Origin of the sequence: Spiroplasma endosymbiont of Anurida maritima (assembly GCF_042465095.1) — a bacterium.
Classification (GTDB): domain Bacteria; phylum Bacillota_I; class Bacilli_A; order Mycoplasmatales; family Mycoplasmataceae.
Genome location: NZ_CP102059.1, coordinates 369,354 through 382,003, shown reverse-complemented (window position 1 = coordinate 382,003; position 12,650 = coordinate 369,354). Strand labels below are relative to the sequence as shown.

Genomic DNA, 12,650 nt, shown 5'->3' with positions numbered 1-12,650 from the left:
TTTGTTACCTACTTGTATTATATAGTTGTTTGTAGTTGCTATGTCAAATCTTTTGCAGAAATAATTTTATTAAGCCAAGGTTTAGCTTGAGGTATATCTAAGTCTTTTTTAGAAAAGATTAATGCCAATCCAATTAACATCCCAAATACTGGCCCAATAATTCAAAATAATGCAACAAACATTGAAATTAAATTAACAATTGCCAATACAGTTTTAATATATAGATTTCTTTTATATCCTAAACTTATTAATAAAACATTTAAGAAGAAAAATATTAACACAAAAGCAAAAGATGATGCAATATATATAAAGCGATCTTCTGGTGTTGGGTTAACAATTGCCTCAGCAAAAAATAATGTTGTAATAAATAAATTTATTACAGAGTAAATAAGAGAACATATAAAAATTCTCCTAGTAAAAATAGAATTCTTTTCTTTTTTTAAGTTGTATTTTTTAATAACACGCAAACGATATAATTCATTAATACCTCTCGCATCTATTTTTACTTGTTTTCGATGATAAACAGCATTATTAATTCAAATATAAAAATATTGTGCTGATATTGATAATGACAAAATAATCACAATTGCCGCAGAAAGCATTCACTCTCCGTTGTATTCATATCAGTTAAAAAATTCATATGGAAACTGTGTTGCTACTGGTTTGTCATCTAAAAATCGTAAATGACCCCTAACTAAAACAAAAATTAGATAAAATAGCATATACGATGATATGAAAAATAAATTAGCTTTATGATGATCTTCATATTTATAAAATGATTTTCCACAAGTTAAAACATAATTAACTATCATTGTTATTGGCATAACCAAATGTAAAAAAATTGTAATTACTCATTCATATCAAGTATAAGTTGCAACACCAAAAGATGCTGCAATCCCAACCCAAAACACTATCATTGTTAAAGAAATATATGTTGTTGTCGCTAACATTAAAATATAACGTGGATTTTCACCAAAAAACTTTTTCTTAAAAAGCGCAAATATTAAATATATTAACACCATATAATTGGATTGAGTTGTAAAATATGAAAAATATACTGATGCCCTTTCCCCATAAGACAACATTTCAAAAACTTTGTTTGGGTTAAAAACAGCTTGATAAAAACTTGCCAATAAAAAGAAAAAAACGATAATTATCATAACTAACTTTAGATTAAAAATTTGTTTATCATTTAACTTTTTCATATATTTATTATTAACCCTTCAAATTTTTATTAACACTTAAATAAAATAAAAAAATAGTACACTTGTAATTGTACTATTTTTTGGTTATTTTTTGGTTTATTTATAATTATTCCACAATATATGGTAATAATCCCATTAAACGAGCTCTTTTAATAGCTGTCGCTAGTGATCTTTGTGCTTTTGCACATGTTCCAGTAACTCTTTTAGGAATAATTTGTCCGTTTATTGAAATAAATTTTTTCAATAAATTTACATCTTTATAATCAATGTAATCAATGTTATTTTTTTTAAAATAACATAATTTTTTAAACTTTCTGTATTTTGGTTGCATATTTAATATCTCCTATTCTCACAAAATTGAGCCATCATCATCGTCAAATGATAAATTGTTAGAATTGTTGTCATTGTTTGAATTATTATCAAAAGTACTATTGTTTGACATAGTTGGTAAATCAAATGCATCTTCATAATTATTTGAAGCATTATTATTTACTGGTTGATAATTGTTGTTGTTATCAACTCTATTTGCCATATTCTTTGATTCTAAAAATGATACGTTTTCAGCTACAACATTCATAACAGTTGTTTTTTGCCCACCAATTTCTGTATTTCTTGTTGTAAGTCTACCATCAACAGAAATTAAAGAACCTTTTCTTAAAAACTTAGCCATGTTTTCAGCTGTTTTATTTCACGCAAAGCAAGCAATATAAGATGCATTTTGTGAATAAATGTTATTAACAGCTAACGTAAAAGCTACAAACGGATTACCATTTGCCGCTTTTCTAATTTCTAGTTCTCTTGTTATTCTTCCTACCAATGAAACTCTATTTAACATTTGTATACCTCAATTTGTTTAATTAATTTATTTGCTTTCTTTTTTTGCTACTTCTGTTTCTTTATTTACTTTTGTATCAACTTTAGCATGATCTTTGTTGTAACCATCTTTGTTGTAATTATCTTTTTTATTAAATCTGTTGAATTTTTTAAAATCACGTTTTTCTCTCTCATCTTTGCTTACATCTGTTTTTGCAAATTGTGTTGATTGAATGTAGTTTCTTTCATTTTCTGTATTAATTACTAGTGTGCGTAAAACACTTGCGTCAATACGTGAAATTCTTTCAAATTCTAAAATATTTTCTGTTGTTGTTTCAACAATTAACACTTTATAAAAAACTTTTTTAAGTTTTTTAATAACATAAGCAGCATCCATTACCCCTCATGCGTTTTCTTCAATAATTTTTCCGTTGTTACTTTTTAGTATATCTTCTAATTTTTTTTGAACTGCTTCTAATTTAGTTGGTTCTGGATTTAGAATATACATAATTTCGTATTTTTTCATGTTACCTCTCCTTACGGTCTTTGGTTCTTTTATAAGAACAAGGAATTAATATTTAAATTATTAACTCAGTATTAATAATATCATAAAAATAGATAAAAAAGTAATTAAAAAAAACCGTTAAAGTCATTTGTATTATTAAACAAATCTTTTTTATAAGTTACTTTAATATTTGTATCTTCACCAAGAACAAGTGAAAAGTTATAACTATTAATGTTTTTTTCTATAAGTTCCGCATCATCCTTATATATAGTTTTTTTGTCTCATTTAATAAAAGCTTGGTTTAAAACTCCCTTTTTAAATGCTTGTGGTGTTTGAATTGCATGTAAATTTTCATTTTCAATAGTTATTAATTTATTATCCTCTACTTTTTTTATACAGTCTGTAGTTTTTATAGCTGGTAAAGCAAAATCTTTTGTTGAAATTTCTTTTAACAAACTATTAATTAAATTTATCGACACAAAAGGACGTGCCCCATCGTGAACTAATATATTATCCACTTTTATATCAATAGTTTTTAAAAAGCCTTGATATACAGAATGTGTTCTTGAAGATCCGCCATCTGTTCAAATAATTTTTTTTATCTTTAAATAAATCATTAACTAATAGTAAATTTTTTATTTTTGATTGGACAACTAAAATTATTTTTATGCAGTTTGTATCTTCTAAAAAATTTGTAATTGTATGAGCTAATAAATTTTTATTATTAATTAACTTTAAAAGCTTGTCTTCACTTTCACTGAAACGCGTAGAGTTACCAGCTGCCGGAATTATTACACAATATTTCATAATTTCTCCTTTGAATCTCATAAAAAAAATAGTTTTAAACTATTTTTTATTATTTTCCTCTTGGTCTCATGTGAGGGAATAAAATTACATCTTTAATTGAATCTTGTCCTGTTAGCAACATTACTAGACGATCAATTCCAATTCCTACTCCACCTGTTGGTGGTAAGCCATATTCTAAAGCTTCAACAAAATCTATGTCCATTTCGTGAGCTTCATCATTTCCATGATCTTTTTGTTGTAATTGTTCTTCAAATCTTTCATATTGTTCAATTGGATCATTTAACTCAGAAAAACCATTTGCATATTCTCTTCCATCAATAAATAATTCAAAACGATCTGTAAATCTTGCATCTTTTTCATTTTTCTTAGACAACGGAGATACTTCAACTGGGTGTCCAAAAATAAATGTTGGTTGAACAATTTTTTCTTCACAAAATTCTTCAAAGAAAATATTAATAATTTGTCCAACAGAACGATTAAATTTATCTACTTTAACATTATGTTTTTTTGCTATTTTTAAAGCATCTTCTAATTTGTAAACTTTTCAAAAATCTTCGCCAGTAACTTCTTTAATAGCATCTACCATATGAACTCTAGCAAATTTTTTACCTAAAAATATTTCTTTGTCGTTGTACATCACAGATTCTTTTTTTGTTATTTTATCTGAAATATATCTAATAACATTTTCTGTAATATTCATAACATATTCTACATCTTCAAATGCTGCATATAACTCAATTGAAGTAAACTCTGGATTATGACGAGTTGACATTCCTTCATTTCTAAAAATACGTCCAATTTCATATATTTTTTCAAATCCACCAACAACTAATCTTTTTAAGTGTAGTTCTGTAGCAATCCTTAAATATAAATCCATATCTAAAGCGTTGTGATGAGTTGTAAATGGTTTAGCATTAGCTCCACCATGGATAACTTGTAAAATTGGTGTATCAACTTCAATAAATCCTTTTGTGTCTAAGAATTCACGCATATATTTAATAACATTAGCTCTCTTTAAGAAAACATCTTTTGTTTCTGGACGCATAATTAAATCAACGTATCGACGACGATATCTTTCTTCAACATCAGTCATCCCATGGTGTTTATCTGGTAATGGTTTTAAAGCTTTTGATAACAATGATAATTTTTCCACACGAATAGTTAATTCATTTGTGTTTGTTTTCATCATTGAACCTTCAACTCCAATTATATCTCCAAGATCTAAGTCTAAAATATCCTTGTACATATCTTGACCTACAACATCTTGTCTAATGTATAGTTGAATTGTTCCATATTGATCTTGAATTAAAGCAAAAACAGCTTTACCAGCTTCTCTAAAAGCTCTTATTCTTCCACCAATTTTAACAACAACATTTTTTTCTTTTAATTCTTCTTTTGAGAAACTTTCAAACTCCTTAATTAATTCATTTGTTTGATGTGTTCTACCAAATTTTGCAATTAAAAACGGATATTTATTTTCAGCTTCTAACTTTGCTAATTTTTCTCTTCTAATAATTTCTTGTTCTGAAAAATGNTCTTTGACTCATATTATTTATTCCTTTTCCTTGTATTAATATTAATTATATATGTTTTCAACATAATCGTTTATTATTTCTTTTATTTCCTTGATAGTATTAACTTTTACTGCTTTGACTTTTGTTACATTAACGTTTGGTTTGTCTTTTAAATAAAATGCTAAGTTTTTTCGCATTTCTTTACAAGCAATTTCTTCACCTTTTAATTCTTCCAAAATTGTTGCGTGTCTAAAGATTGTTTCTCGCCACTCGTTAATAGTTGGTTTTGGTGTTGATTCTATTCCGTCCAAATAATTTTGAATTTCTTTAAATATCCAAGGGTTTCCTTGGGCCCCACGAGCCAACATAACAGCATCACAGCCCGTTTCATCTAACATTTTTTTAGCGTCTTCTTTGGTAAAAATATCGCCGTTTCCAATTACAGGAATACTAACAGCTTCTTTAACTTTTTTAATTCAGGTTCAATCCGCTTTACCACCAAAAAATTGTGATCTTGTACGCCCATGAACCGCAATTGCTTTTGCACCGGCTTTTTCAATTGTTTTAGCTATTTCTACACAGTTAATATTATCTTCATCTCATCCAATGCGAATTTTAGCTGTTACTGGTTTTTTAACATTTTTAACAACTTCACTAACAATTTCATAAACACGATCCATATCTTTTAACAAAGCAGAACCGGCTTGTGCACTACTAGCAACCTTCGGTGCTGGACAACCCATATTTATATCAATGATGTCACAACCACTATGTTTATCAACATATTTAGCAGCTTTTACAAAAGTTTCTACGTTGTTACCAAAAATTTGTAAGGCAATTGGGTGTTCTTCATTGTTAACCTTAATCATAGAAATTGATTTTTGGTTTTGTTGAACAATCCCGCTATCACTAACCATTTCGGCATACACAACACCAGCCCCTTGTTCTCGACACAAGATTCTAAATGCTTGATTTGTAATTCCAGCCATTGGCGCTAGAAAAACTTTTCCTTTTATTTCAATATTACCTATTTTCATTTCTTACCTTTTTAAATTTTTAATAAAAAATAAAAAACCTCTGTTTTTTATTTTTTATTTTATGATCAATCAATTTCACTTGGTGATTTTGGATTTTTATTATTTTTAACTTCATCAATTAGTCCGTTACGTACGTGAATAACAGTGTTTGCAATGTCTGCAATGTTAGGGTTGTGAGTAACTACGATAATTGTTGTTTTATATTTTTTGTTTACATCAACTAAAATTTCTAATACTTTTCTACCCATTTCTTCATCTAGAGCTCCTGTTGGTTCATCTCCAAATAAAATAGATGGTTGTTTTGAAAGTGCTCTTGCGATTGAAACACGTTGTTGTTGTCCCCCAGACATTTGGTGAGGGTACTTGTTCATTTGTTCTTTCATCCCAATAGTTTCAAAAATATCTTCAATTGTCATTTTATCATTCTTAACTTTTGCTAAGTTTTCTCCAACTTCAGCATTTTCTTTTGCTGTTAAGTTTGTTAATAAATTATATTGTTGGAAAATAAAAGCAACATGGTCTCTTCTAAACTTAGTTAAATCAGAATCTTTTAATAAACTTAAGTTATGTCCTAAAACAAAAACATCCCCTTTAGAAGTTTTATCTAAACCTGAAATAATGTTTAATAAAGTAGTTTTACCAGAACCAGATGGCCCTAAAATAACGATGAAATCTCCCTTTTTAAAACTTATATTAACACCTTTTAAAACTTTAGTTTCTAATTCTCCAGTAATATATGACTTTTGAACGTTTACAAGTTCAATAATGTTATCTTCTGTATTAGGTTTGTGGTTTTCTGTTGTAACAACTTCACCTTTTAGAATTTTTTTAGAATTAATTTTAGTTAAATTTTTTTGATCTTTTAAATCCTTCTTAAATTGCTTTAAAGCTTCACCTTTAACTGGTTTGTCTTTAACTTCTTTTTTTATGTTTGTTTCTTTTTTTGACATTCTTTTACCTCTATAAATTTATGTTAATAACATAATACCATTAAATAATACCATTAAACAAAAGAATAAATAAATTCTTCTAACATGAAGTTATTTATTTATTCTGTGGTTTTTAATTTTTNNTAATTCTTTTTTTGCGTCGAAGTTTTCTAAATCTTCTTTATAAAAATGATATTTTTTTGAACAAAATTCACAAGAAACTTCAATGTTACCATCAGATTTAATTGTTTCTAATATTTGTTCTTCTGTTAATGCAGAAAGTGCTTTTTTAGCATTATCTTTTACACAAAAACACTTATAAACAACATTATCTGTTCCGATAATTTTTGCACTGTCATCTAAGAACTTAATGATTTCTTCATTAGTTTTAAATTCTAGTAATTTATGTTCTACGCTTTGTAAATTTGTAATTTTACTTTCTAAAAACTCTATATCAACATCCGTAAATCCTGGTAATAGTTGAGCTAAAAAACCTTTGGCTCCTTCAACTTTAAAAGGTGTTGGCGCTATTTTTATTGAACTTGCAATTACAGATTTAATTTGATCACTTTGGTTTAAATAATAAGCAAAATCTAAATCAACATCTCCAGAAATTATTGGCACGTTTGTTTCGAAAGGTTTGTTGTGTTCATTGAATCTAATTCCTTTTAAAATTCCAGTCGTTCCTACAAGTTGTGAAACTAAGTTTCCTTTAGCATTATCAACTAATTTATGATCATAATATGGATTTGCACAAGTTACTCTAGTTTGTTTGTCAAAATAATCAACATAGATTTTACCTAAAATTCCATTTCCATTTAAAACAAAAGAATGAGCATTTCATTTTGATTTTTCATCAACAGCAATTAAAGTCCCAGCAAACATTGCACGACTTAAAGCTACTGTAGCTAATGGTGATATTTGTAATGTTTTTAACATTTCATTTACCATATCAGTTCCATCAATAACTGTGTATCTAATATTATACTTTTTACTAGTTGCCTTTGTTATATTTGCCATAAGTTTGTCTCCCTTGAAATTTATAATTTAAATAAAAATAAAAAACCTAAACGGTTTTTATTTATTAGTTTTTATCTGTCTTTTTAGCTTTTTTCGGTTTTATTTCTAAAACTTCACCACGTGATTTTTTCTCATTATATTCTTTATCACGTTCTTGTTGTTCTTTAACAGCGTGTGGGTAATCTAAGTTTTCACTTATATACTCAATTTGTTCTGCTGTAATTGTTTCTAAAATACGTAAACTTTCTGCAATTAAGTCTAGTAAGTTACGGTTTTCTTCAATAATTTTTAAAGCTTTTACAAAACATTCATCTAAAATCTTATTTACTTCTGCATCTATTTTTGCAGAAACAGCTTCAGAATAACGTTTTTGTGCTCCCATATATTCATCTTTAACAGATTCTAATTGTGATAGCCCTAAACTAGACATTCCATATTCAGTTACCATGTTTCTTGCAATTCTTGTTGCTTTTTCTAAGTCATCATGAGCTCCTGTTGTAATGCGATCTTTTCCAAAAATAATTTGTTCTGATGCACGCCCACCTAAATAACCAGTAATTGTTGCAAACAAGTTTTCTTTACTATGAAACATTGTTTCTTCTTTTGGTGTCATAATTGTATATCCACCAGCTTGTCCACGTGGAATAATTGTAACTTTTTGAACTTTACTTGCAGCATCTAATCTAACTCCAATTAATGCATGACCAGCTTCATGGTAAGAAACAATTTTTTTATCAATAACAGAATATTTTCTTGATTCTTTGGCTGGTCCCCCAACTACACGATCAATCGCTTCATCGATTATTTTTACAGTAATTAATTTAAGATCTTTTCTAACACATAAAATTGATGCTTCGTTTAATACGTTTTCTAATTGCGCTCCAGAAAAACCAGGTGTTCTTTCTGCTATACGGCGAAAATCAATTTCAGATGATACTTTTTTATTTCTAGCATGTAGTTTTAAGATTGCTTCACGCTCATTAATATCTGGTAATGAAATTTGAATTTGACGGTCAAAACGACCAGGTCTTAACAAAGCAGGATCTAATACATCAACTCTATTAGTTGCGGCCATAATAATAACCCCTAAGTTTGTTCCAAATCCATCCATTTCAACCAATAATTGGTTAAGTGTTTGTTCACTTGTTCCTGTTCCGATTGAATTTGAACGTTTACGCCCAACAGCATCAATTTCATCCACAAAGATAATACATGGCGCTGCTTTTTTTGCTGTGTTAAACATTTCTCTAATACGAGAAGCTCCAACCCCAACGAACATTTCTTCAAACTCTGAACCTGAAATTGAGAAGAATGGTACTCCAGCTTCTCCAGCTACAGCTTTTGCTAATAATGTTTTACCAGTTCCTGGCGGACCTTCCATTAATACCCCTTTAGGTGCTCTTGCTCCCATTTCTGAGTATTTTCCTGGGTTTTTCAAGTAATCAACAAGTTCTAATAATTCTATTTTTTCTTCTTGAATTCCAGCAATGTCTGTAAATTTAACATTAGATTTAATTTCTTTTGCTTTATTTTTACCCATTGTGAATGGATTACCACCACCGGCTCCACCACCGGCTCTTGACATCATTCTAAACATAAAGAATGTTCCAAGACCTATTATTAACACAAATGGTACTCACTGCATTAACATTGATTGTCATGCTGGTACATATTCACGATCGATTACATTAAATCCACCATATAATTTATTTCCCAACTCTTCTTCTCAGCGGTTATGATATTCAACAACCCCTTCAGGGTTTTCAATTGTGTAAAAAGAAAAAGCGTCAAAAGCATCTCTTGATCATTCAGAACTGTATTTTAATACTTGTCCTTGAAATTGGATTTCTCCTTCTATTGCAACTGTGTTTCTACCAGATTTGGCCGTTACTGTGATGCGATCAATCTCAGTATCGTTATATTCGCCGTTTTCTACTACTTTTTCCATGTCTCCTTGTGATATTTTAGTTACATCACTTCTAAGTCATAAAAGTACAATCGCAACGATTAACACGATAAAAAGAATTAAACTGAAAACCCCCAATCACATTCTTTTTCTAGCAGTGTTATTTCCGCTGTTGTTACTATTCATTTAAGTACCTCTTTCTTGTATTTTATAAAACTTTTATTTTATCAAAATATAAACAATATGATTTTATCATATATAAACCCAATATTAAAAAATAACTATTGTTATAAATATTTATTCAACATAGCTTTTTTAATATTATTTGAAAAATCAATTACATTACCTTTTTTATCATAAATAACATAACCATTTATTATTTCTAATAATGGAATCTTTGACTTCATAATGATTTTGTTTAGTTTAACTTTTTTATAATTTAATTTTGTAAAAATATTTCTATCATTTGTTTTATAATGTATTTTACTTTCATCAAGTTTATTATATACATCGTTATCATCAATTTTAATGATATGGATATCTTTATAATTTTTACAAAAATAATAATTTAAACCAAGACTTATTAAAACATTGTGCTTTTCTTGATCTAATTGTTTTACAATTTCTAAAACAAATTTCTTTTTTTTATCTACAAGTAGTTTTTCCATGTTTTTTTCTTTTATAAAACTATAAATAAACATTGGTTTAGCTAGTAAAGATAAATTATTATATAAATTAATATTAAAACTTGTTTTACCTAGCAAATTTTTATAAGTATTTTTTATTTTCATTAACTCTTCATTACTTTTTAAAATGCTTTTTAGAAGTTGTTTATAATTTTTTGTTTTTAAAACATTATTCCTAATATAGTTTCGCAAATAGTTACTTTCAGCATTTGATTCATCAATTGCATAAGCTATTTTATGTTTTTCTAAATATTTTATTATTGTTTCTCTTTTAACGTTTAACATTGGTCGAAAAACTTTTAGTTGATTATTATTTTCAAGATTATGATTATAATAATAGCTTGTTTCATTCAAACCATAGTGTTCTACAACTGTTTTACGTTCTTTTTGAATTAAAAATGTTTCAATATTATCTGTTAAATTATGAGCAACAATAACACCCGTTTGTAAGTTGCAATCTTTTAATATCTTGTTAAAAAAATCATATCTAATTTTACGTGCTTGTTCTTGAAAATTTTTATATTGCTTGTATTGGCCATAGACATTCTTTGTACATTTTAAACCTAAAAATTTAAGGTTATTCTTGTTGGCGTATGATTTTACTAAGTTAAAATCAAAATCACTGCCTTTTCTTTTGCAATAATCAACTGTCGCTATAATTATATTTTTACTTATGTTTTGAACAAAATAATCCAATAAAAAAACGCTGTCAGGTCCACCCGAAACAGCAATAATATATTGTTTATTTTTATCAAACATTTTTTTGTTAAATTTAATCTTCAAAATATTTCTGCGCCTCTTTTGTATAAGTGTTATCTTCATTATGTGTTATTAATGGTTTTTCAACAACAATATTAGAATTTGATAATAATCTTGCTTCCACAAGCACACTGTTTGCTGGTTTAGTTATTTTAGGATAAATAAATTTTAGTTTTTGAACTCCAAAATTATTTTCATTGAAAAGCACCATTAGCTCTTGCAACCTTGAAGCTCTTAAGACTATATAAAAATATCCCTTATTATTTAGTAAGCTTTTTGCTTTTTGAACTAATTGCTTTAAGGTTAAGTACTTTTCTTGGCGAGCAATTTCTACAGCTTCATTATTTGAGAGTTTAGCTTCTCCTTTTTTATAAAAAGGAGGATTACACACAACAACATCATATTTGTTTTCGTTAGCAACTTTATACTCATTGATATCTTTTAAAATTAAATTAACTTGATTTTCAATGTTGTTTAATTTTAAATTTTTTAAACTTAAATCAATGGCTGGTTGTTGTATATCAATAGCATCAATTGTTCCTTTAAAGTACTTTGTTAATATAATCGGAATAATACCATTGTTTGTTCCAATGTCTAAAATTTTTTTGTCTCTTTGTCTAAAGGAAACAAAACGAGCTAAAAATACTGAATCTAAAGTGAAGTTAAACATTTCACTATCTTGAATAATTTTAGTATTTTTATAACCTAAAACATCATTAAGAATTTCCATTATGTAAGCTCCAAAATTCACTTTTGCATTACTAAGTTAACATTTTGATTTCGTTTAAGTTCCGCTAAAGCTTTTAGCGTAATTTCATAGTTATTGAAATTAGATTCAATAAATGTTTCAAGCATTTTATTTAAGAAATCTTTACTATCAAAATCTTTCATAGCAATAATACTTCTAATTAAAATAAAGTTATTATCTTTATTAGTCGCTAGGTTTTTTAGAAATTGTTGTTGTAATTTATCAATTATATTATTACTATCTTTTACATCCTTTTTATTATTTTTATCTTCTAAAAAGAAAATTTGGCAACGAGATTTTATTGTTGGAAGAACTTTTTCTAAATTTGTTGTTAACAAAATTGCAAATGTATTATTTGGTGGTTCTTCTAAAAATTTTAATAAAGAATTTGCTGAAAAACTATTAAAATTTTCTATTCCTTTAATACGATAAAGTTTAATTGCACTTTTTTCTAGTGCTGAACGAGAAAACAATTTAATAATATTTTTTATTTCTTCTTTTTTAATTTGATCCTTGAAATTACCAACATTAATGTAATCGTGAATATGCTCAATTCTGGTACAAGTAGCGCAATCGCAGTTAATGTCTTTTTGCTCTTTTGGACAAAAAAGTTGTTTTGCTAACAAATTTGAAAAATCTTCTAAAATTTGATTGTTTTGAGCATAAAAAATTATTTGATTGGGAAAATCGCCATTAATTATTTTTTTTTCTAAAATCTAAA

The 12,650-nt window shown here is 27.3% G+C and carries 14 protein-coding genes; all 14 read right to left on the bottom strand.

Annotated elements, in window-relative coordinates:
- Positions 1-38 precede the first annotated feature (38 nt).
- On the bottom strand, positions 39-1,205 hold the full coding sequence (locus NPX79_RS01980) for a hypothetical protein (RefSeq protein ID WP_381415446.1): 1,167 nt from the start codon (positions 1,203-1,205) through the stop codon (positions 39-41).
- A gap of 106 nt (positions 1,206-1,311) precedes the next feature.
- The gene (rpsR, locus tag NPX79_RS01975; protein ID WP_381415445.1) at positions 1,312-1,536 is read right to left on the bottom strand and encodes a 30S ribosomal protein S18; all 225 of its coding nucleotides are present in this window, start codon (positions 1,534-1,536) and stop codon (positions 1,312-1,314) included.
- A 12-nt stretch (positions 1,537-1,548) separates the two neighbouring features.
- Positions 1,549-2,040, bottom strand: coding sequence for a single-stranded DNA-binding protein (locus tag NPX79_RS01970; RefSeq protein WP_381415444.1), 492 nt, complete (start codon positions 2,038-2,040; stop codon positions 1,549-1,551).
- Positions 2,041-2,067: 27 nt separating this feature from the next.
- Complete coding sequence (gene rpsF, locus NPX79_RS01965; protein ID WP_381415443.1) at positions 2,068-2,544, bottom strand: 30S ribosomal protein S6; 477 nt, start codon at positions 2,542-2,544, stop codon at positions 2,068-2,070.
- A gap of 104 nt (positions 2,545-2,648) precedes the next feature.
- The gene (locus NPX79_RS01960) at positions 2,649-3,140 is read right to left on the bottom strand and encodes a 2-C-methyl-D-erythritol 4-phosphate cytidylyltransferase (RefSeq protein ID WP_381415442.1); all 492 of its coding nucleotides are present in this window, start codon (positions 3,138-3,140) and stop codon (positions 2,649-2,651) included.
- Positions 3,034-3,330, bottom strand: coding sequence for a 2-C-methyl-D-erythritol 4-phosphate cytidylyltransferase (locus tag NPX79_RS01955; RefSeq protein WP_381415441.1), 297 nt, complete (start codon positions 3,328-3,330; stop codon positions 3,034-3,036). Before NPX79_RS01955 ends, NPX79_RS01960 begins: the two co-directional genes overlap by 107 nt.
- Before the next feature lie 49 nt (positions 3,331-3,379).
- A complete protein-coding gene (gene lysS / locus NPX79_RS01950; RefSeq protein ID WP_381415479.1) occupies positions 3,380-4,879 on the bottom strand; it encodes a lysine--tRNA ligase in 1,500 nt (499 codons plus the stop codon).
- A 27-nt stretch (positions 4,880-4,906) separates the two neighbouring features.
- The gene (dusB, locus tag NPX79_RS01945; RefSeq protein ID WP_381415440.1) at positions 4,907-5,881 is read right to left on the bottom strand and encodes a tRNA dihydrouridine synthase DusB; all 975 of its coding nucleotides are present in this window, start codon (positions 5,879-5,881) and stop codon (positions 4,907-4,909) included.
- Between the two features lie 59 nt (positions 5,882-5,940).
- Positions 5,941-6,831, bottom strand: a complete 891-nt coding sequence (locus tag NPX79_RS01940) for an ABC transporter ATP-binding protein (RefSeq protein ID WP_381415439.1) — start codon at positions 6,829-6,831, stop codon at positions 5,941-5,943.
- Between the two features lie 90 nt (positions 6,832-6,921).
- Positions 6,922-7,830, bottom strand: coding sequence for an Hsp33 family molecular chaperone HslO (locus NPX79_RS01935; protein WP_381415438.1), 909 nt, complete (start codon positions 7,828-7,830; stop codon positions 6,922-6,924).
- A gap of 64 nt (positions 7,831-7,894) precedes the next feature.
- The gene (gene ftsH / locus NPX79_RS01930; RefSeq protein ID WP_381415437.1) at positions 7,895-9,922 is read right to left on the bottom strand and encodes an ATP-dependent zinc metalloprotease FtsH; all 2,028 of its coding nucleotides are present in this window, start codon (positions 9,920-9,922) and stop codon (positions 7,895-7,897) included.
- A gap of 101 nt (positions 9,923-10,023) precedes the next feature.
- Entirely contained in the window at positions 10,024-11,205 is a 1,182-nt protein-coding gene (tilS, locus tag NPX79_RS01925; protein WP_381415436.1) for a tRNA lysidine(34) synthetase TilS, read from the bottom strand.
- Positions 11,195-11,911 (bottom strand): tRNA1(Val) (adenine(37)-N6)-methyltransferase, encoded by a 717-nt coding sequence (locus NPX79_RS01920; RefSeq protein ID WP_381415435.1) that lies wholly within the window; start codon positions 11,909-11,911, stop codon positions 11,195-11,197. Before NPX79_RS01920 ends, tilS begins: the two co-directional genes overlap by 11 nt.
- Complete coding sequence (locus tag NPX79_RS01915) at positions 11,911-12,630, bottom strand: hypothetical protein (RefSeq protein WP_381415478.1); 720 nt, start codon at positions 12,628-12,630, stop codon at positions 11,911-11,913. Before NPX79_RS01915 ends, NPX79_RS01920 begins: the two co-directional genes overlap by 1 nt.
- Positions 12,631-12,650 lie beyond the last annotated feature (20 nt).